This is a genomic window from Streptomyces pseudoechinosporeus (assembly GCF_054783935.1).
In genome coordinates, this window is record NZ_BAAGPS010000061.1 from 103,090 (window position 1) to 123,515 (window position 20,426).

Consider the following 20,426-nt stretch of genomic DNA (forward strand, 5'->3'; position numbering starts at 1 on the left):
GCGTCGACCTCCCCAGAGCCTCTCGCCGAGGATCGCCGACCCGTGGTCGCCGGGACGCCCACATGCGGGTGACCGAGTCCGACGGCTCGGGCGAGCTGGGCGTTTACCCGTGCGGAGGGCGTCGTCCTCGGGACCACGAACCGCGTGGCACCTTCGCACCCAGACCCCGAAGGAGGACGCGTCCTACACCTCGCTGCTGCCGGCACGGGGCACGACCGGAAGTGTCACCAACGATCCGAACCCGCCTCCCACGTGGACAGTCTGGATCGCCACGCGCATCTCGCCGGTCCGTAGCCCGTCGGCCGTGTTCGGATTGCGGTCCCACCGCGGGAAGCAGCTCGACGTCACCTGCACGCGGATGCGATGGCCCTGCTTGAAGAGCATGCTCGTCGACGACAGGTCGACCTCGACCGTGGCAGCCTCGCCCGGGACGGCTTCCACGTGGATGATCCCGTCCACAGCCTTGAAGGAGCGATCCGGCAACGTTCAGAAACTCCGCCCCTTTCACGCCACGGGAAGGTGAAGCCCGGGCGACTCCCCTCTCATGGCTTCCTTTGGAACATGACGATCCACTGGCCTTTCTGACAGATCTCATCGCGCTGGTTGGTCACCTGAACGTCGAACGTGACGACGCCGCGGTCCGGTTTCGACAAGGAGGCTCTCACCTCGGCGACTTCCTCGTAGACCTTGATCGTGTCGCCGATGCGCACCGGTGCCGTCAGGATCCAGTCCATGCCCAGGAAGGCGATGGCGGTGCCATCCTTTATGCCCAGCCGGGATTCCAGGCCGGTGGCCACGGCAAAAACGCCTGGACCATGGAAGATACGACCACCGAATTGCGTCTTCCTGGCGAATTCCTCATCGGTGTGCAGGGGGTTGTAGTCGCCGGAGAAACCGGCGAATGCAACGAGGTCCGCCTCCGTGATCGTGCGCGCCGGAGAGGTCCAGTGCTGACCCACGGAGAAGTCGTCGAAATACAGACCGGATGCGTGGGACGGCGTTTCCAACACGGACATAACCCTCATCTTTCGTCACTGATGCGCACCCTGGGCCAAGGCCGGCGGCAAGTCTTTCGTTGGGCGTCGGGCAGCACCAGTGGCCTTGTTCTGAAACAAGAGTGTCTTGGATGGAAGATTTCCAAGTGGGATCAGGACCCGGTGACGGGGTCAGCTCGATCAGCGCTCGGGGCCCACTGCCGCGCCGAAGCGCTCGGAAAGCCGCTCGCCGTCCGTGCTGAGCACGGCGCCCGCGGCCTCCGAACCCCGGGTCTCTCCCACCTGTCCGCCTCGCGCGCCCGGAGTGATCCGGCGCTGGAGATGCGACTGGGCTTCGACAATGGACAGGGCGGTCAGGGCGAGGAACAGGGACGACACAGCGGACGGATCCCGCAGGCTGAGGTCGAGGGCCGACTCGATCTTCGACAGGCGGTACCTGAGCGAGTTGTGGTGAACCGCCAGAACCTCGGCCGCCTCCATGATGTTCTGCCGGTGCTCGAAATACGTCGACAGCGTGACGAGCATGGTCTGCTTGTCCTCGAGTGGTTGCAAAAGCTCGTTCGCCCATTCGCTCATCTTGTCGAGGCCCACATCCGAAAACAGGCGCGTGGCGAAATCGAAGTCCTCGTACGACATGACCCTTTTGCTGGTGCTGTCACGTTTCAGGAAACGCACCGCGAGCTGGGCATCATGGTAGGAGTCGACCACGTGGCCCACGTCGACGGCATTGCGGCCTACACCGAGCAGAAAGTCCTCGGACGACGCCCCCGTCTTCACGAAGGTGCGCCTGACAGCGGCTGCGGAGGCCTGCAGAAGACCCACCACGGCGCTTTCTCTGAGGACGAGGAGATGCGGGATCCCGTCAGTGTCCAGCCTGCGCTGGAGGCGGAAATACAGGGATTCGAGGGCCGCGGCGTCTCGGGCGGGCGAGAGGCCGTGGTCCAGTTCCGCGACCATCATGCGGGTCTCGTGCTCGAAGGAGATTCCCAAGGAGGCGACTCGCCCGGCCAGCTCGGCGTCGTGGCGCTCCAGGCGCATGGCCAGAGCCTCTTCGAGTACGGCGCTGCGCACGGCTCTCTCTTGCCGTTGCGCGGCGAGGTTGATCTGGAAACTGGTCTCGGCGAGGGAAGCGGCGATATAGAGCGCCGCCTCCGAGTAGCGGTCGGGAAAGGGGTCACGTCGGCTGGCGGCGAGCAGCCAACCGGTCTTTTCACCCTCGGAAGCACCGGTGGCGACCCTGACTGCCATGCCATACCAGCCGTCGACGGCGAAGGTCTGCGAGTCGCTCTGGGTGCGGCTGATCTCCGGAACGAGCAAGGACAGAGGCAGCGGGCCCGTGGCGTACTCGGCTCTTCCGCCGGCCCCGACGATGGTGACGACCGCGTTGCAGACCTTGGCCACCCGTGCGGTCAGAGCCTTCAGCGGATTCGGTTCGGCGAGCGCTTGCGTGAGCGAGCGCTGCAGCGCAGTCAGGCGTCTGGTCAGCTTCCTTTCCACAAGCGTGGTCGCTTGGGCGATCTCGCCGATCAACTCGGCGGGATCGGCCTCGGCCGGAAGCCCCAGCAGGACATGGCGACCCGCTGCCTGTTCCAGCCCGTCGGGGAGACCGGTCGGTGGCAGCCAAACCGCGATCATGTGCGAGCCGGGGAGATCCCGCAGGCCGGAAAGCCTGGCGAGGAGTTCCGTGCCGTCTTCCGGTGGGTCCACGGTCACCAGCATGACGTCGTCCCGGGGACCTCCGGCACTCCTGCCGAGCAGCTGTGCCCCGCGCACCAGGCGGGAGTGGGCCCCCGGGCTGTCGACGAGCAGGGTCAGGCCCAGCCGGTCGCTCCTCAAGAGGGCGCCGAGCGTGCACCCAGTCGCCATGTCCGTCATGTGGAGGGTTCCCTACACCAGTCCGGAACTTTCGTCGCCCCATCGTGGATGGCGTCGCAATTCGGCCAGCCTAGACACATCCGGTCCAGCCACTGCTTGTGAGATTCACCAAACTTTCCGTATCCCTCAGAAATCCTCCAGTGGGCGTGCAAGGTCTTCTCGGACGACCCTTGACAGCAAGACACCCCGACACTATGAGGTGGTGTCCCACCCCACGGGCACGCAAGGAGGCAGCATGGACGGGCCCAGGGCCCTCGACACGGCTGACATCGTCGTTGTCGGAGGCGGCATCGTCGGCCTGTGCAGCGCCTTCGAGCTGAGCAAACGCGGGTACGACGTGGTCATCGTGGAACAGCGCTTCTTGGCTTACGGCGCGACCGGCCGCAACTCTGGCGCGCTGTGGCTGCAGGTCCGCCGTTCGGGCCCGGAACTCACGCTGGCACAGCGCGGCCTGGAGTACTACGCCAGGTATGAGGAGGAGATCGGCCCGACGTTCGAGTTTCGGCGCAAGGGCGGGCTGTTCTACTTCGAGAACGAGGTCCAAGAGGCTGTTCTGCATGACTACGTCGAGGATCGCCGAGCAGCTCTTCTCGACGTCTCGTTCGTCACTGCGCGCGAGGCACGCAAGCACTGTGCCGTGCTTCCCGACTCCGCGATCGGGGCTGTCTACTGCCCCGACGACGCCCAGCTCGATGCGCAGGCGTTCGCCCGTGGCCTCGGCTCCGCCTGCCTTCGGCGCGGGGTACGCGTCTACGAGAACACCGCTGTGCTCGGTACGGTCCGCCGCGGTGACGCGGTCATCGGTGTGCGTACGGTCCGCGGTGACATCCATGCGAGCGGCGTGGTGTGGGCGACCGGGGCCTGGTCGATGAACCTGAGGTCGGAAGGCATCGACCTGCCGATCGAGACCTACCGGGTGGGCCAGCTGCTCACTCAGCCGACCACCCATGCCCCGGGAGCCATCCTGCACGGGCCCCGGGGTGTGGCGTTCTGCGGCGCGCTGACGGACCTGCCGTCCTACGACCCGTACGTGTTCGCACCGTTGCAGCCGACGGGGGCGGAGGAGCACTTCGACTACGACGATGTCCTCGTCCAGAACACCGAGGGCGGTGTGCTGATCGGCAACAGCATCGACGGCCCTGGTTCCCTCAACCCGCACATCAGCATGTCGGCGACTCAGGCGATGATCGACACCACGCTGGATCGAGGGACCCGCATGGGGGAACTGGGTATCACCGGATTGTGGGCGGGTCTGGTGGGCCACACCCGTGACCAGTTGCCCATCGTCGACCGCGTCGATGGCATCTACGTCAACACCGGGCACCTGTACGGCATGGCGACGGGTCCCGTGTGCGGAGAAATCCTCGCCCAGATGATCGTCGGCGAACCCGGTCCGCTGCGTGAACAGCTCTCCGTGGAGCGATCGGGACTGCTTGCCACACGGTCGAGGAACCACAACGCGTGACACGTTCCCGGTTCAGCGAGTGCGTCCTGTCCCCTCTCCCCTGGCCTGCTGCGCCCTGTACTTGCGCCAGGGCCTCCCCCTCGACGTGCCAGGGCCAGTAGGTGACCGTTCCGGCCAGGGCCTGGAAGACGACTGCGGCATCGGATCTGCGTTGCGCCGCACACAGTGCGTAGGCCAGAACGTTCAGGTCGGCCAGGGCGGCCGCATGCCGGAAGAAACCCGGTTTCGGCCACTGGTTGCCAGCTTGGTCCAGGGCCGCGGACACACGCGCGCCGCTCCAGAGTCGACGAGCGGTCAGCTCCTGAACACCGCCTTGAGCCATCAGGCCATGGAACTGCCTGACAGCTGCCGTCAACTCGAGGCCGGCACAGGGCGCGTCGGCCGGGACCTTGTGGCGCACCGCGTCAACGAATTCGAGAACGCGTAGCACTTGAGCCGCCTTCCTCCGCGGAAAGATAGCCGAGCATCTGCAGGTACGCCTCGCGATGCCACGGGTCCCGGCCGGTCGCCTCCCGCCACATGGAGTTCACAGTCGCGGACTTGAACCGCTCGATACGTACCGCTCCCAGCAGGATCACCCAGGGAGTCGGGTCTTCCGGACGCAGATCAGCAGCCTGATGACAGTGCGACGCCAGCTCAGTCGAGTCGTCCAGGCGCCGTACCCATAGCCCTCGCAGCAGTTCGACGTACGCGTGGACACGAGGGCGTCCGCACTGCTGCGAGGGCTACGGTGGCTGCGGCGATCCCAGTCGCTGCCCGTCCTCTCCAGCAGCGTGGAGATCAGCACGGCCTTCAGGACCGAGCCTGTGAGCTGTGCTGTCGCACCACGTGTCATCGTCGTGGCCGATGTTGCTCGGCCACGACGTTCGTCATCCTCGGAGTCAGGAAGCCGGGATGACCGGGAGGACGATACGGGACGGCCGCGCGGTGTCGTGCGCCACTTCCTGGTGGGCCGGGCGCCAGCCTGTCGCGTGTTCGACGGGCTCTCCTGTGTTGAGGTTCCGGTCCCAGCGCGGGAAGTTGCTGGAGGTGACCTGCACTCGTATGCGATGGCCGGGGCGGAACACATGGCTGGTGGACCACAGATCCACCTCGTGTTCGGCGAACTCGCCCGGCGACGCGGCCACGCGGACGATCCCGTCGACGAGGTTGATCGACACGCCGTCGGCGTCGACGTCGCAGAGCCGGACCACCCAGTCCGTCGTCGGGGCGTCGGTCGCGGCGTGGAGGAAGGCCCGGATCCGTCCGGTGACCTCGACGTCCTCGGTCAGGGGCTCTGTGGTGTACACGAGCACGTCCGGCCGTGCCTCCACCCGGGCCTGGTCCAGGGGGCCCAGCCGGAACTCGTCCGGTAGCAGCGCCGCGCCGCCGGTCGTCGGCACCGGATCGGCCGGGTCGTAGACATAGGTGTCGCCGCCCTCGCCCTCCTGGGGCGGGTCATCGGTGAGCCGCCCGTCCGCACGCAGGAAGAACTCCGTGTCGACGGCGCGGGCGAGGGGCCATTCCTGTTCCTCCCGCCACTCGTTGATCCCCGTGACGAACAGCAGAACCGGCGGCAGGTGCGGCTGCACAGGGCCTCCGTCGCCGGCCTCGGCGTCCGGTGCCAGCCACTGCCGGAACCATCCGTGCTGTACCTCGCTGAGCGTGCCCCGGAAGCCGAGGACGTCCCCGCTCGCGGCCGTGCCGAAGTTGACGTCGCCCACCTGTGCGTCGAAGTGTCCGTGGGTCCACGGCCCCATGATCAGGTTCGCCGGACGGCCTGTGGCCCACATCGCCGTGAAGTTGTCGAGGGTTCCCTGGCAGAAGACGTCGTACCAGCCCCCGATGTTCAGGCTCGGCAGGTCGACCTCCCCGTGACGCCCCGCCACCCGGCACGACGCGGTCCAGTCCGGCTCGCGCCTCCAACGCTCGAATCCGAGATCGGGAACCTGGTGCCGCTGAAGCGCGGGATGGCGGCCGGACGGCAGCTCCCAGTAGCCGGTCGTCGCGAGGGCGTCGATGTCGCGGACCAGCGCGGCGAGCGCGGCGGTGCCGGCAACCGGGTCGTCGGCGTGCCGACGCATCAGGGTGTCGCCCCCGTGCGACAGAGACCACGACACATTGACGCCCTGTTCTTCCGCCCCGCCCCGGGAGAACAGGCCGTCGTCCGGGTCCGACCAGGTGATCGTCGGAGCGATGGCCTTCAGCTCCGGAGGCTTGGACAGGGCCGCCATCCACTGGGTGTTTCCGAAATAGCTGGCCCCGTACATCCCGACCGAGCCGTTGGAGTCCGGGAGCGCGGCGGCCCAGCGGACAGTGTCGTAGCCGTCGTCCGACTCGAACGTAAAGGGCTCCCAGTCGCCTTCGGAGGCGAACCGGCCCCGGGTGTCCTGGACGACCACGATGGTGCCCTTGCGTGCCATGCCCATCGGATCGAGCAGGGTGATCATCAGCGGGGTGTTCTTGCCGTAAGGCAGCCGTGAGAGCAGTACGGGCCACGGCCCACTGGTCGTAGGTCTGTAGACGTCGGCCCTCAGGACGGTGCCGTCCCGCATGGTGGCAGGGAGATCGTATTCGATGGTCAGATCGGACATGTATCGAGCCTGTCTTTCACATCGTTGGGGGATGGAGTCCGACAACCGCAGGTCATCGCGAAGGAGGCTGAGCCGACGGAGATCCCGGGTCGACCGTCTCCGGCGGCACGAAAGGCCGCGGCTCCGGTGCCGTCGTGGGGTCGACGCGTTCGGCCTCGACGAGTGTCGTGCCGGACGTCGAGCCTTGGGCGAGCCGTGAGGTTCCGCTGTCGGCTGTGAGGACGTTGGGGTTGCCATGCCGTTCCAGTGAGCCGGACACGCCCGGCTCCTCGGGGTCGAACCAGGCACCCGTCGCCAGGACGACCACGCCGGGGCGGACTTCGTCGGTCACGACCGCTCCGGCGAGGCAGGCGCCCCGGGCATTCCACAGCCGGACCACGTCGCCCGAGGCGATGCCCCGCTCCCCCGCGTCGACCGGGTTGATCAGCACCGGCTCACGCCCGGCGACCTTGCCCTCGCGACTGTAGGAGCCGTTGTCGTACTGGCTGTGGAGGCGGCGGCTCGGCTGGTTGGACACCAGATGCAGCGGGAGGCGATCGTCGGCGGGGGCACCGAGCCACTCGCGTGGCTCCAGCCATGTGGGGTGACCCGGGCAGTCGTCATAGCCGAAGCCCGCGATGGTGGCGGAGGTGACCTCGATCTTTCCTGACGGCGTGGCGAACGGGTACTTCTCCGGGTTCTGGCGCAGCAGCGCGAAGCTTCCGGCCAGGGGGTCCGGAGGCGGCGGCAGGGTCACCTGACCGCGTTCCCAGAACTCGTCGAACGGCGGGAGCTCGACGGTCTCGGCCAGACCGGCACGGGTCCGCTCGTAGAGTTCCCGTACCCACGCACGCGCGTCGCGTCCTTCGGTGAACCTGTCCTCGAAGCCCAGGCGGTCCGCCAGCCCGCCGAAGATCTCGTAGTCGGTGCGCACCCCCGGCGGGGGGTCGACGGCGCGGTGCATGGCGCTGATCGTGAGGTCGAACCCGCCCCCCGCGAAGTCCTCCCGTTCCAGCGTCGTGGCGACCGGGAAGACGATGTCGGCGAACCGGGCGTGCGCGTTCCACCATGGCTCGTGCACCACGATCGTGTCGGGACGCTGCCAGGCCTGTACAAGACGGTGCAGGTCCTGGTGATGGTGAAAGGGGTTGCCGCCGGCCCAGTACACGAGCTTGATGTCGGGGTAGCGCAGCGACTGCCCGTTGTACTCGAAGGATTCGCCGGGAGACAGGAGCATGTCGGCGATCCTGGCGACGGGAATGAAGCTCTTGACCGGGTTCTCACCCTGCGGGAGTGCGGCCTTCTTGTGCGAACCGCGGCGCACCCCGACCTGGGTGATGCCCAGTCCCGCGGCGAAGCCTCCGCCCGGGCGGCCGAGTGACCCGGAGATGGCTGAGAGCACCACGCCCATCCAGTGGGTCTGTTCGCCGTGGTCCATCCTCTGGATCGACCAGCTGACGTTGATCACCGTGCGCGAGGTGGCGATCTCCTCGGCCAGCGACCGGATGCGGTCGGCGGGGATCTCGGTGATCCCGGAGGCCCACGTCGCGTCCTTGGGGGTTCCGTCGCTGCGGCCGAGCAGGTACGCGGCGAACTCCTCGAAACCCACGCAGCAGCGGGCGAGGAAGTCCTGGTCGTGCCGATCGGAGGCGACGATCTCGTACGCCAGGCCGAGCATCAGCGCGACGTCGGTTCCGGGCCGGATCGGCAGCCATTCGGCCGCGAGGTCCTCCGCCGAGTCCGAGCGGACCGGCGAGACGTTGACGAACCGCACACCGGCCCCTCGGCAGCGTTCCTGAAGCCTGGGCGCGGCATGGTCAGCGATACCGCCCTGCTCGATCTCCGTGTTCTTGCGGGCCATTCCCCCGAAGGAGACCACGAGTTCACCGTAGGAGGCGATCTCCTCGTAGGTCGGGCAGCGCCGCCAGATACTCATGCCGGTACCGCCGATGACGTGGGGCAGGATCACCTCCATCGCGCCGACGCTGTAGCTGTTGACCGAGTCGGTGTAGCCGCCGGCCATGCGCATGAACCGGTGGATCTGGCTCTGGGCGTGATGGAACCGGCCCGCGCTGGACCAGCCGTAGGAGCTCGCGTAGATCGCCGCATTGCCGAATGTGCCCCGCACCCGCTCGATCTCCGCACTCACCAGGTCGAGTGCGTGGTCGTGCGACACCGGCACGAAGCGGTCACGACCGCGCCTGCCGTTCGCCGGTCCGGGCCCGTCGGCGAGCCACCCCTCCCGGACCATCGGCTGCGTGATGCGGACGGCGTCGCGCTGGGCGCCGGCCATGCCGGAGCCGATCGGGGAGGGTGCGCTGTCCCCCCGGGCGGGTTCCAGCGCGAGCACCCGCCCGTTGTCGCTGACGACCGTGTAATTGCCCCAGTGAGCGACTGTGGGGGTGCGCCGCGTCATGGCTGGCCCTTCGAGGAGGTGAGAGGCGGAGGGGACTCAGTTGCTCGGAGGAACCACCGGCAGCGTGATGCAGGAGGCACCGGCGCCTCCGAGGTGGACCGTCTGCTGGGCGACCCGCGACGAGCCGGACTCGAACCCGTCCGCCGTGTTCAGGTTCCTGTCCCACCGGGGGAAGCAACTCGACGTGACCTGCACGCGAATGCGGTGGCCCATCTTGAACACCATGCTCGTCGACCACAGATCCACCGTCACGGCGGTCGGCTCGTGCGGTGTGCTCTGCACGCGGGCGATGCCGTCGGTCACGTTGTGGGAACGGCCGTCGGGGTGGACGTCGCAGAGGCGCACCACCCAGTCGGTCGTGGGGCCGTCGGTCGCCGCGGTGAGGGTCGCGGTCACCCGTCCGGTCACCTCGAGGTCTTCGGACAGCGGCTCGCTGGTGAAGACCAGGACGTCCGGGCGCTCCTCGACGGAGGTCTGGTCGAAGGCGCCCGCGGGACTGTGCGACATCAGGGTCGCTCCACCCACCGTCGGCACCGGATCGGCAGGGTCGTACGTGTACGTCATCGTGGCGGGGGTGGGCTCGTCGGCCGGGTCCAGGGAGCCCTCCGGACCCAGGAACCACGGTGTGTCCACCGCCCGCGCCAGGGGCCACTCCGCTTCGGAACGCCACTCGTTGGCGCCCATCACGAAGATCTTCACGGGAAGGTCGTCCTCGGGCGGGGTGTCGTCGGACGTCAGCCGGGCCTGAAGGAAGTCGAAGGAGAGCCCGGAGATCGACGTCGCGAAGTCCATGGCGAAGCCGTTGCCGGAGAACCCGAAGTCGACTTGTCCTTGCTGAGCGAGCGTCGACACGTGGTTCCAGGGCCCGATCACGAGCTTCGAGGACGTTCCGCGGCGAGCAGCCCGGTAGTTGTCGATCGTTCCTTGCAGGAAGATGTCGAACCAGCCGCCGATATTGAGGCTCGGAACCGTGACCGCGTCCTGCCGGTCCGCCACATTCGCGGCCGCCATCGTCTCCGGCCGGGCCAGCGATGCGAGGCCGTGCCGCTCGAGTACGGGATCGGAACCGGTCGGAAGCTCCCAGAAGGTACGTTTCGGAAGGTCGTCGACGTCCCCGACGAGCCCCATCAGGTGCTTCGTCATTACTGCCACGTCGTCGGCGTGACGACGCATGACGAGATCGAATCCGGTGCCCAGGCCCCAGCCCGTGAGGGTCCCCAGTTCCTTGGCGCCACCGCGGTAGGCCAGTCCGTCCTCGGGACGGTGCCAGGTGAACTGCGGAACGATGGCCTTGAGGGCCGGCGGGCGCTCGGCGGCGGCAAGCCACTGCACATTGCCCAGGTAACTCGGTCCCCACATGCCCACGTTGCCGTTCGAACCGGGAAGCTGCGCCGCCCACGCGATGGTGTCCGCGCCGTCCGCGGCTTCGGTCTCCATGGGCCGCCAGTCGTCGCCTCCCTCCGACGTGTAGCGCCCCCGGACATCCTGGACGACGGTGAGGAATCCTCGCCGGACCGCGGCCCACGGGTTGATGTAGAGCAGTTCCGACGCCTCGGTCTTGTCATAGGGAGTCCGGGCCACGATCACGGGCCACGGCCCCTCGCCCGCGGGACGGTAGACGTCTGCACGGAGTACGACGCCGTCGCGCATGGGGACGGGAACCTCGTACTCGATCACTGCACCTGCCATGGTGGTTCTCCTGTGATGGTGCGGGGCTTGGCCCATGCCCGGTTCTGCGAGGATCGGGAAAAGGTTCGTCGGCGTCAGCGGATCCGGTCCGCCAGCCGATCGATGTCCCTGGCGACCTCCGAGGTGTCGCCGTTGGGCAGTTGGAAGAGGAACCTGTCGACACCAGCGGCCTCGTAACGCTCCGCCATGCCCGCTTCGGAGGGCGCGTCGAACATCGTGACCGGGATGCGGCCCCGTCCGGCCTCGGCCGCACGCTGCTGGAGCCTGGTCACGCGATCGGCGAACTCGTCGAGTTCCTCGAGCGGCACACTCTCCGCCAGCCAGCCGTCCCCGACGGACAGGATGCGGTCCTCCACGGTCGGGCCCATCCCGCCGACGAGCACCGGCAGCGGCGACTGAAGCGGCTTCGGGTACGACCAGATCGGGTCGAAGTCCACGAACCTGCCGTGGTACTCCGCCTCGTCGGTGGTCCAGATCTGTCGCATCGCCGCGAGCCGCTCAGTCATCAGTGCCATCCTGGTGCGCGGATCGGTGCCGTGGTTGGCCATCTCCTCGCGGTTCCAGCCGGCCCCCACGCCGAAGAGGAACCGGCCGCCGCTGAGGCGGTCGACGCTGGCCACTTCCTTGGCCGTCGTGATCGGGTCCCGCTGTACCACCAGGCAGATCCCGGTGCCGATCTTCAGGCGGCTCGTCGCCGCCGCGGCCGCGGTGCACGCGACGAAGGGGTCGTAGGTGTGCAGGTACTCCTTGGGGAGTTCGCCGCCGAGCGGGTACGGCGATCGCCTGCTGGCCGGGATGTGGGTGTGCTCGCAGAAGAACAGCGACTCAAAACCGCGCTCCTCGGCGGCCGCGGCTACTTCGGCAGGCCCCATGCCGTAGTCCGTCGGGAAGTAGCACAGACCGAACTTCATCGAACATCTCCTCGGAATCTCCAGTCGTCCCGTCAGTGCGAGGCCGGGCCGACAAGGACGGCGTCTGCGTCCTCGGTATCGCGCCCGACTGTGCCTCCTGCCCGGGAAGTGTCACATTGGCGGATACTCGAAATCGGCGCTCTGGTTTCGTAGGGCTCCCAAGCGTCGCGAGGCGAGTCGGGTCAGCGTGCGGAAGGCGCTTGACGTGGCTGATGGCCAGGACGCAAAGGACGGTACTCAGGAACGAGCGGCGCAGGGGAACGAGCAATGCTGGGCATTCGGCGTCATCCCTGGGGCAGCTCACGCCATCGCTCGTCCCAGCCGGCCGCCTCGCGGGCGGCGGCGAAGTCTCCCGTGGTCCCGGCCGTGTAGGCGACGGAATCCCTCGACACGATCCGGATCGGTTTGGCCGCGGCCAGTTCCTCGGAGACATGCGCGATGACGCCCGGAAGTGTCGACAGGACGGCGAGGCCGGTGCCCTCCTCCGGGGTGAAGCCCAAGCTGAGCAGCACCGCCGCCATGACACCCACGTCGTTGATCGGGATGTCCGCCTTGCCGGGGAGCCGTGTGAAGGCCCGATGGACCGCCTCATAGACCTCCGCGGCCTCGCTCCACAGGCCCTCCTTGACGGCGATTCCCTTGAGCAGGGCGCCTCGCGGATCGACCTTCTTGAACACGGGATGCCCCAGCCCCGGCACGCGCTGCTTCGCCGCGCGCATGCGGGCGACCTTGGCATCGGCGAACTCGTCGAGTGCGAGGCCTGAGTCGAGATACTCGCGGTGCGTCGCGACAATGAAGCGCCCCGTGTCCTCGGTCGCGAGAGTGTGCGAACCGACTGACATACAGGCTGCTGCCATACCGATGGCCATGCTGGGGTTGGCGGAGACCGCGTACCGCGCGGCCACGGTGCCCGGCTTCTCGAGCGCGTAGTCAAGGACACCACTGAGGACGGCGTCGAGGACGCGCGTCTCCCGGGGCGTCGGCACCCGTCCCCGCACCATGAGGAAGATCGCCGCGGTGAAGGGGATCTGGCCGATGAGATCCTCGAGGTCGTAGCTGCGGACGTAGACCTTGTCCTCGGTCACTCTGCTGACGGCCGACGTCCAGTACGCGTCCTGTGCGGCCGTGTTACCTGAGTCCACTTTTCCTCCGGGGTGTTCGCTTACTGTGCGACATGGGCGGCGACCGCCCCTTGCCCTGTCCGCTCCCGGGGTCCCGAGCTGCTGCCGGGCAGGGCGCCATCGGCTCGGCGTCGGCGGAGGGACACGCGCGTGAGGAGGGAGTGCCTGCGCGAGTGGTGTGCGGACGGGTTCGGGCTCCTGCCGGATGACAGGACGGTAGGTGCCGTGGCAGGAGGGCCGGTACTGGAGATCCACCTAACTTGCCGGGCGTGAGCCGTGATACTTCCGGGCCTCGATCGCAGATGCCAGGCGGTGCCCATGGCCAGGAAGAGCGTGATCCCCTCAGACCGGGCAGGGGGACGGCAAGCGGTGTGCGACGTCCGGCGGCACGGCCGGTTGGCGCGGGCCCGGTGAACGTCGGCACGGCCCCCGAGTCCGCTATCGGCTGACGGGCTGCGCCTGCCGAGCGGTGCGGCCTGGTCCCGGGGGGCCGACACCCGAACCGATGCCGCCACCAGCGGGGACGCGGTCGAGTTCGCGCTGGTCGTCACCCCGCGGAGAAACCACTGCGACACTTCGCTGGTGGCGCATGGTGACATCGCGCGGCAGTGGCTCGAGATCGCGCAGTGCTTCGCGGGCCCGCCGGGACCTGGCCGTCCCGCCTCGCAGCGGGACGACGTCCCTCAGGGCGAGCACGACCATGGGTCCCGACTCACCTGAACACTGGGCCGTACGGCGAAGGCGCGTAGGGGGTCCCGCGAGTAAGCCACGCTCGCACCTTCCGGGTCTTCCGGCTTCTCAGGATCGAGGTGGACGAGGTATGTCGGCTGGATCAGATCGGGCCTGCCTGTGCCGGGCGGCCGGAAGGTTCCCCTCCCGGGGTCATGTCGTCGGGCTGACGGGGAAGTTGTGGCGGAAGACGTTCTGCGGATCGTAGGCGCTCTTCACCTGCCGCAGCCGCGCCAGGGTGACCGGCGGGAACGCCTTGGTCAGGGCGGCAGCGTGGTCATGGGTCTCGAAGCTGGGATAGAGGCCGGTCGCCGGGACCTTCTCCCATTCCTGGGCCGCCTGTTGCTCGTGGCCCTGGCGGACCAGGACGGACAGGGAGAAGTTCTGCGTGCGGTGGGCGTAGGCGGTGGCGTCGGCCAGCACGTCGTTGATGGCTCCGCCCACTGCGCGGATCTGGAAGTAGCTGGTGTCCCTGCGGTCGAACAGGCCTGCCACGAGGGCGGCGGTGCCGGCGTCGATGTGGTCCACCAGTGCGTTGCGGCTGTGCATCAGGGACTGGCCGTCGTGCTGGTCGTGCGCCGGGGCCATGACCGCCGCGTACGGGACGAGTTGCGCGCTCTGCTGCAGGACCGGGGCGATGGGCAGGAAGCGCTCCAGCGCCCGGGCCGCCCGTTCGGTGTCGTCGCCGGCCCAGACGGCGTACGTCTGGGCGATGCGCCGCCCTCCCTGATGGACGACGAGGAGGAACGCGGTCAGCTCGCGGGGGCTGTCCTCCATCACCTTGCCCCACATGTGGAGGAAGCCCGCGGTGTCGGTGGCGTTGTGCAGGATCTGGGCGAAGGCGACGTCGCCGAGTTCGGTGGCCTCGATGTCGAACGAGGTGACGATGCCCATGTTGGCACCGGCGCCGCGCAGGGCCCAGAACAGGTCGGGGTGGTGCTCGGCGTCCGCGCGCACCAGAGAGCCGTCGGCCAGGACGACGTCCGCGCCCTTGAGGTGGTCGATGGTGAGGCCGTAGGAGCGGCCGAGGAAGCCCTGTCCGCCGGTGGTGGCCAGTCCGCCGACGCCCACGCCGGCGTAGTCGCCGGAGCTGATCGCGAGACCGTGCGGGGCAAGCGCGGCGGCCACCTCGCCCCAGCGGGCGCCGGGTCCGACGCGCACCAGGCGCTTGTCCCGGTCGATGAGCTGGATGCCGTTGAGGGCGCCGAGGTCGAGGACGATGCCGCCGTCGTTGGTGGAGCGGCCGCTCATCCCGTGTCCGCCGCTGCGGACCGCTATCGGCACGTCCTGGGCTCGGGCGTAGCCAAGTGCCTCGGAGACCTGCTGCGGTGTGGTGGGGCGCAATACCAGTCCGGGCCGGCCGGACCACACGTATGTGGAGCGGACCTTGTGGTATTCGCGGTCTCCCGGCTCCACGGCCCGGTCGGCCAAGTCCGCGGGCAGGCCGTCGTAGTCGATGCCGTCGCGGCGCTTGGCCAGGGCGGCGGCCGGGCGGACGCCGCCGGCCGGCGTGCCGGCGGACTGGCGTTCGGCGGCTGCCTGCTCGCGCAGGGCGGGGGCGACCTCCTCGGCGAAGGTCTGGAGCGTCAGGGGGTCGTCGGAGGCGAGGATGAAGGTGCCGATGCCGTCCTGCAGGACGAAGGGGAGGAGCTGTTCCACCCACTGCTCGGCCGGACCCTTGAGGAAGTCGCCCGAAGTGCCGAAGGCTCCCTGGATGTTGAGCAGACGGCGGATCTCGCGCGGGTCGCGGCCGTGCCGTGCGGCCGACTCGTCGATGATCTCGTTGCCCTCGCTCAGGGTCGGCGAGGACAGAAAGCCCAGACTGGGCAGCCAGCCGTCGGCCTTCTCGCCGATCAGCCGGAGCATGCGGGGCTTGTAGGCGCCCAGCCAGATCGGCACGTCATGGGCGGGTGCCGGGCCGCGCTTGGCGCCTTTGACCTTGTAGTACGTGCCGTCGATCCGCAGGGCGCCGCGCTCGTCGGCCGCCCAGATGCCGCGCATGACGTCGATGGCCTCGCTCAGCGCCTGGACGCTCTCGCCCGGTGTCAGCTTCCGCCCGCCCATCGCCTCGATGGCGTCCCAGAAGCCGCCCGCGCCCAGACCAAGGTCGATCCGGCCGCCCGACAGCAGGTCGAGACCGGCCACCGAGCGGGCCAGGACCGCGGGCTGGCGCAGGGGCAGGTTGGTGACGTTCCCGGACAGGTGGACACGCTCGGTGCGGGCGGCGACCCAGCTGATCAGCGTCCAGGTGTCGAGGAAGGCCGGTTGGTAGGGGTGGTCCTGGAAGGTCACCAGGTCCAGGCCCACCTGTTCGGAGTGCACTGCCAGGTCCACCACACGCTGGGGGTCCTGGTTCTGAGGTGTGAGGAATGATCCGAAGCGCAGGTCGTGACCGTAGTCGGTCATGAGAACCGCCCCCTGTCCTTGCGGGCTCGATCGTAGACATCAGCTGATCGTTGAACATTACCAACGATCGGATCATTCCCCGTCATCGATGACGGTTGATAGAATCGCCTCGTGATCACCGACCGCGTCAGCTTCGTTCTGGCCCGCTTGGGCCGGATCGCCGAGACGGAACTCCGGCAGGCGCTGGCCGACATGGGGCTCAAGTTCAGCCACGCCCATGTGCTGGGGCTGCTCGCCGAACGCGAGCGCTTGAGCCAGCAGGCGTTGCTGGAGGAACTGAAAGTCGACCCCAGTGTGCTGGTCACGGTACTCAACGGCCTCGAGAACAACGGGCTGGTGGCCCGCCGTCGCGATCCCGCCGACCGACGCCGCCATGTCGTCGAGATCTCCGACCGCGGGACCGCACTGGTCGTCCAGGCCGACCGCGCCGTACGCGCCGCCGAGGCGGAGCTGTTCGCCGGCATCGAGGAGCAGGAGCTGACGGAGCTGCGGCGACTGCTGCACCGGATCAAGACCGGGGACGCCAGCACCTGCGAGGAGTGACGCCCTCGGGGGACCGACGCGGACGTGAGACCGACGACGGCCTATGAGGGACCGCAGACCGTGGGGATGGACCTGCACCGCAGCCGATCGTGTGCTGGTGCGGATGTCCGGTGGGGTAGGTGTTGGTGTCCGGCTCGGCCTCGACCCGCACCCCGGTCCTGGCCCGCGTCGCAGCGATGGTCCTGACGACCACTTCTCGACCGGCGACATCAGCGCCGACAGCACCTGGGAGTGCGCGCACAACTGGTCATCCTCGCCTGCGAGGACCGACTCCTGCCCCCATGTGAGCACTGCGGCTGATCGGTTCCGGGACGCAGGAGTGGACTGTCGTCGTCAGCACTCTCCTGGGCGGGGCGACGCCACCGGTCTTCTCGACCTCACCGGCACCGCGCCGACAGGCCGCCATCGACTGGCAGGCAGACGCCGTTGACGTAGGCCGCCGCGTCGCTGGCCAGGAACACAGCCGCATGCGCGACATCCCACGGGCTACCCATGCGTCCGGTCGGACTGGCAGCGTGACGGGCCTCAAGAGCCTCTGGATCGTCGGTGATCTGCTGGGTGACCAGAGGGGTGTCTATGAGGCCGGGCAATACGGCATTCGCGCGGATGCCGCGGGCGGCGTAGGTCAGGGCCAACGATACGGTCAGTTGATTCACCGCGGCCTTGGCCCCGCTGTAGACCGGGTAGACGTAGCCGGTGTCCCGAATGCTCGCGACGGACGAGACGTTCGTGATGACACCCCTCCCGGCGGCGAGCATCGACGGCAGCACGTGGCGTGTCGTGAGATAGGCACTGGTCAGATTGACGCGCAATCCCGCCTCCCAGTCGTCCAGCCCGAGTTCGAGCACGGAGCCGGTGCGCGCAACGCCCACGTTGTTGTGGAGAACATGCGGCACGCCGAGTTCCCCCACCACGGTGCGCACCGCGGCCGCGACCTGGTCCTCGTCGGTGACGTCGGCGGTGACAGCGAGGGCGGTGCCGCCGGTAGCGGTGATCTTCTTGGCGACCCGATCGGCCTCACCGGCGACCAGATCCACCACGGCGACGAGCGCCCCGGCCGCAGCGTACGCCCGGGCGGCTGCCTCGCCGTTGCTGAGTCCGGCACCCGATGACCCCGCTCCGAATACCACGGCCACCCGGCCGCTGAGTTCATGCACCGTGCTCACTGAACCCCGCCCGCCTCGATGCGGTCCATCCCAGCGAACAGCACCTCGAAGTGAAACGATGTGTATGCCCAACCAACGCTGCTCATCAGACCTCTCTCCGAGCGTGATTCACCCGTACGTCTCGTCTACCAACAGTCGTGCGAACCACTGGGCGGTGGTGCCGGCTCACGGAGTGGTCTTCAGGAACTGGAGCAGCCGCTCGTTGAATAGGTCAGGCTCGTTCATGTGCGGCTCGTGACCGCTGTTCTCGAACATCGAGTAGCTGCCGCGCTGGACCTGCTGGGCGAACCACTCCATTCCCTCAGCGTGGTAATACGGGTTGCGCCGGCCAGTGACGACCCAGGTCGGGATGTCGATCCGCGGCAGCACGTCCCGCCAATCCGCGACGAAGTGGTCCAGCAGGAGCCGGCTGACCTGCTCGTGCGGAAAGTGGTCGTGATGGTGCGTCAACTTGGCGAGTGCACGGGCGACTGCCTGCGGTGTGTCGGGCTCACGGTCCAGCTCGCCCCAGGGGTGACGCATGTTGGCCTGCTCCCACGCATGAGGCCATTCGACGCCGAACACTCCCCACTTCCAGGTCTCGTCGTTGACGATTTTCGGCGACTGGTCGACAGCGACGAAGCGGCTCACGTCACGCGTGCCGTAAAGGCTGAACAGGGCCAGCGACGCCGATGCACCCATCGAGTGCCCGACAAGGCTGACGTCGGTCAGCTGCAGACCGTCCATTAGCTCTCGCAGGTCCAGGCCGTGCCGAGACATCCGCTGACCGAACGCGGCGTAGTCGGAGTCGCCGTGGTTGCGCTGATCGATGTTGATCACGCGGTAGCCGACCTCGAGCAGCGCGCGCCGCTGGAAGGGCCAGTATCCGCGGTTGGCCGAGTAGCCATGGACGAGCAGGACCGGTGCGCCGGATCCCTCATCGTCGTAGCAGATTCGCACGCCGTCGGAGGTGGTGAACATCAGTCCGGTTCCGCTCATGGTGGGGTGTCCTGCCTTTGCTGTGGGCGGTGGGCGCGCCGGTTGGGCGCGCCCACCGAACCAGTCGAATCAGCCGGTCGGTGACGCGGCGCCCATTCGGATGGTCTCGGGAGAAGGGGTGTTGGAACAATCGGACACCTCGTGGAGTGGCGAGGGCCCGTCGTTGATCACGAGTACTTCGGCGGTGACGGTCACGGGACTGGCTGCGATGTTGCGGAAGCCTCCGTGGACTGCGCCTCATCTGTCATTTGGGTGGGAAATCGCCTACGGAAGGCCAGCAGCAAACTTGCCGAGGCGAACATGACTACGCCGACAACCCAAAGGCCCGCCTTTGACGTGCCGGTGAGGTCCAACAGCCAGCCGGTGATGTAGGGAGCAGCGAAACCGGAAACGGCGCCCATGGTGTTTACCACAGCGATTCCGGTGGCTGCGGCCGCGCCGGTGAGGAACGTCGACGGTAGGTACCAGAACGCGGGGAATGCGGCAAAGAGCCCGATCGCGGTGAGGCTGATGACCGCCATCGCCGAAGCCGGGGAGTGCGTGTACAACGCCACCGGAATGGTGATCGCAGCAAGCAGTGTGGGGAGAACGACGTGCCAGATGCGTTCGCCGGTCTTGTCGGAGTGGCGTGACCAGATGACGAGGGCGATCGCGCCCAGGGCGAAGGGGATGGCGACGATCAGTGCCGCCTCGAATATCGAGAACGTGGTGTCGAAGCTCTCCGCGAACCCGGCGACGATGGTCGGCAGGAAGAAGGACAAGGCGAACAGGCCATAGCCCAGGCCGAAGTAGACGAGTCCCAGTATCCATACCCGGGCATCGCGCAGGGACTGGCGAACGGAGGTGTGCCCTCCCTTGGCTGTGGCGCTGTGCTCGGCCTCCATTGTCGTGTGCAGCCATTCGCGCTCGTCGGGGCTGAGCCACTTGGCCTGGCGTGGGCGGTCGGTGAGGTAGAACCAGGCAGCGATTCCGAGTACCACCGTGGGCGCGCCCTCGATGAGGAACATCACCCGCCATCCGTCCAGGCCGAAGAGTCCGTCCATGTACTGGATGATTGCGCCCGACAAAGGAGCACCCAGCGCCGCCGAGACCGGCACGGCGATCATGAATAGCCCCATCAGCCGGACGCGGACGGCTCGTGGGAACCACCACGTCAAATAGAGCAGGATTCCGGGGAAGAATCCGGCTTCGGCGATTCCCAGCAGGATCCGCCCGATGTAGAGCGTGGTCTCGCTGTTCACAAACGCGATGGCGGTCGCAATGAGTCCCCATGTGACCATGATCCGGGCGATCCAGCGTCGCGCGCCGAATCGGACCAGTGCCAGGTTGCTCGGCACCTCGAAGAGCACGTAGCCGACGAAGAAGAGGCCGCTCGCCAGACCGTACGCGGTTTCGCTGAGCCCGAGGTCCTCGCTCATGGTCAACTTGGCGAAGGCGATGTTGGTGCGGTCCAGGTAGTTGAACAAGAAGGCCACCGCAAGAAACGGAATCAGCCGAACGGCAACCTTTCGGATGATGCGCGCCTGGACGTCGGCGGGTGGTGTTCCAGGATGCACTGAACTCATCGGGCCAGCTCCTTT

The 20,426-nt window shown here is 67.8% G+C and carries 14 protein-coding genes; 2 read left to right on the forward strand and 12 right to left on the reverse strand.

Going from position 1 to position 20,426, the window contains the following annotated elements:
- Positions 1 to 183: 183 nt before the first annotated feature.
- From ACYVO6_RS39500 to ACYVO6_RS39510, 3 genes are all read right to left on the reverse strand, one after another.
- Entirely contained in the window at positions 184 to 483 is a 300-nt protein-coding gene (locus ACYVO6_RS39500) for a CocE/NonD family hydrolase C-terminal non-catalytic domain-containing protein (RefSeq protein WP_461070061.1), read from the reverse strand.
- Positions 484 to 542: 59 nt separating this feature from the next.
- On the reverse strand, positions 543 to 1,016 hold the full coding sequence (locus tag ACYVO6_RS39505) for a MaoC/PaaZ C-terminal domain-containing protein (RefSeq protein WP_461070063.1): 474 nt from the start codon (positions 1,014 to 1,016) through the stop codon (positions 543 to 545).
- Between the two features lie 159 nt (positions 1,017 to 1,175).
- Entirely contained in the window at positions 1,176 to 2,714 is a 1,539-nt protein-coding gene (locus ACYVO6_RS39510; RefSeq protein WP_461070065.1) for a PucR family transcriptional regulator, read from the reverse strand.
- 391 nt (positions 2,715 to 3,105) lie between these two features.
- Here ACYVO6_RS39510 and ACYVO6_RS39515 point away from each other — a divergent pair, with 391 nt between their 5' ends.
- Entirely contained in the window at positions 3,106 to 4,335 is a 1,230-nt protein-coding gene (locus ACYVO6_RS39515) for an NAD(P)/FAD-dependent oxidoreductase (protein ID WP_461070067.1), read from the forward strand.
- An 881-nt stretch (positions 4,336 to 5,216) separates the two neighbouring features.
- Here the strand turns inward: ACYVO6_RS39515 and ACYVO6_RS39520 are convergent.
- The 6 genes from ACYVO6_RS39520 to ACYVO6_RS39545 all read right to left on the reverse strand — a co-directional run bounded on the left by ACYVO6_RS39520 (position 5,217) and on the right by ACYVO6_RS39545 (position 16,159).
- Positions 5,217 to 6,908, reverse strand: coding sequence for a CocE/NonD family hydrolase (locus tag ACYVO6_RS39520; RefSeq protein WP_461070069.1), 1,692 nt, complete (start codon positions 6,906 to 6,908; stop codon positions 5,217 to 5,219).
- Positions 6,909 to 6,960: 52 nt separating this feature from the next.
- Positions 6,961 to 9,303: a molybdopterin-dependent oxidoreductase gene (locus tag ACYVO6_RS39525; protein ID WP_461070071.1), complete on the reverse strand. Its 2,343-nt coding sequence runs from the start codon at positions 9,301 to 9,303 to the stop codon at positions 6,961 to 6,963.
- Between the two features lie 36 nt (positions 9,304 to 9,339).
- Positions 9,340 to 10,992: a CocE/NonD family hydrolase gene (locus ACYVO6_RS39530; RefSeq protein WP_461070073.1), complete on the reverse strand. Its 1,653-nt coding sequence runs from the start codon at positions 10,990 to 10,992 to the stop codon at positions 9,340 to 9,342.
- 74 nt (positions 10,993 to 11,066) lie between these two features.
- Positions 11,067 to 11,903, reverse strand: a complete 837-nt coding sequence (locus ACYVO6_RS39535; RefSeq protein ID WP_461070075.1) for an LLM class F420-dependent oxidoreductase — start codon at positions 11,901 to 11,903, stop codon at positions 11,067 to 11,069.
- A 284-nt stretch (positions 11,904 to 12,187) separates the two neighbouring features.
- On the reverse strand, positions 12,188 to 13,045 hold the full coding sequence (locus ACYVO6_RS39540) for a citryl-CoA lyase (protein WP_461070077.1): 858 nt from the start codon (positions 13,043 to 13,045) through the stop codon (positions 12,188 to 12,190).
- Positions 13,046 to 13,906: 861 nt separating this feature from the next.
- Positions 13,907 to 16,159, reverse strand: coding sequence for an LLM class flavin-dependent oxidoreductase (locus ACYVO6_RS39545; protein WP_461070079.1), 2,253 nt, complete (start codon positions 16,157 to 16,159; stop codon positions 13,907 to 13,909).
- A gap of 111 nt (positions 16,160 to 16,270) precedes the next feature.
- Here ACYVO6_RS39545 and ACYVO6_RS39550 point away from each other — a divergent pair, with 111 nt between their 5' ends.
- Positions 16,271 to 16,702 (forward strand): MarR family winged helix-turn-helix transcriptional regulator, encoded by a 432-nt coding sequence (locus ACYVO6_RS39550; RefSeq protein WP_461070081.1) that lies wholly within the window; start codon positions 16,271 to 16,273, stop codon positions 16,700 to 16,702.
- A 377-nt stretch (positions 16,703 to 17,079) separates the two neighbouring features.
- Here the strand turns inward: ACYVO6_RS39550 and ACYVO6_RS39555 are convergent, their stop codons facing one another.
- The 3 genes from ACYVO6_RS39555 to ACYVO6_RS39565 form a co-directional block, all read right to left on the reverse strand.
- On the reverse strand, positions 17,080 to 17,859 hold the full coding sequence (locus ACYVO6_RS39555; RefSeq protein WP_461070083.1) for an SDR family NAD(P)-dependent oxidoreductase: 780 nt from the start codon (positions 17,857 to 17,859) through the stop codon (positions 17,080 to 17,082).
- A gap of 174 nt (positions 17,860 to 18,033) precedes the next feature.
- Positions 18,034 to 18,846 carry an alpha/beta fold hydrolase gene (locus ACYVO6_RS39560; protein WP_461070085.1) on the reverse strand — a complete coding sequence of 271 codons (813 nt, stop codon included), beginning with the start codon at positions 18,844 to 18,846 and terminating at the stop codon, positions 18,034 to 18,036.
- Between the two features lie 191 nt (positions 18,847 to 19,037).
- Positions 19,038 to 20,411 carry an MFS transporter gene (locus tag ACYVO6_RS39565; RefSeq protein WP_461070087.1) on the reverse strand — a complete coding sequence of 458 codons (1,374 nt, stop codon included), beginning with the start codon at positions 20,409 to 20,411 and terminating at the stop codon, positions 19,038 to 19,040.
- Positions 20,412 to 20,426 lie beyond the last annotated feature (15 nt).

What these genes read in the sequence shown, in the direction of transcription:
- ACYVO6_RS39530 (WP_461070073.1), bottom strand. Translation starts at nt 10,992, where the DNA reads ATGGCAGGTGCAGTGATCGAGTACGAGGTTCCCGTCCCCATGCGCGAC.
- ACYVO6_RS39520 (WP_461070069.1), bottom strand. Translation starts at nt 6,908, where the DNA reads ATGTCCGATCTGACCATCGAATACGATCTCCCTGCCACCATGCGGGAC.
- ACYVO6_RS39525 (WP_461070071.1), bottom strand. Translation starts at nt 9,303, where the DNA reads ATGACGCGGCGCACCCCCACAGTCGCTCACTGGGGCAATTACACGGTC.
- ACYVO6_RS39515 (WP_461070067.1), top strand. Translation starts at nt 3,106, where the DNA reads ATGGACGGGCCCAGGGCCCTCGACACGGCTGACATCGTCGTTGTCGGA.
- ACYVO6_RS39510 (WP_461070065.1), bottom strand. Translation starts at nt 2,714, where the DNA reads ATGCTGGTGACCGTGGACCCACCGGAAGACGGCACGGAACTCCTCGCC.
- ACYVO6_RS39535 (WP_461070075.1), bottom strand. Translation starts at nt 11,903, where the DNA reads ATGAAGTTCGGTCTGTGCTACTTCCCGACGGACTACGGCATGGGGCCT.
- ACYVO6_RS39560 (WP_461070085.1), bottom strand. Translation starts at nt 18,846, where the DNA reads ATGAGCGGAACCGGACTGATGTTCACCACCTCCGACGGCGTGCGAATC.
- ACYVO6_RS39565 (WP_461070087.1), bottom strand. Translation starts at nt 20,411, where the DNA reads ATGAGTTCAGTGCATCCTGGAACACCACCCGCCGACGTCCAGGCGCGC.
- ACYVO6_RS39505 (WP_461070063.1), bottom strand. Translation starts at nt 1,016, where the DNA reads ATGTCCGTGTTGGAAACGCCGTCCCACGCATCCGGTCTGTATTTCGAC.
- ACYVO6_RS39545 (WP_461070079.1), bottom strand. Translation starts at nt 16,159, where the DNA reads ATGACCGACTACGGTCACGACCTGCGCTTCGGATCATTCCTCACACCT.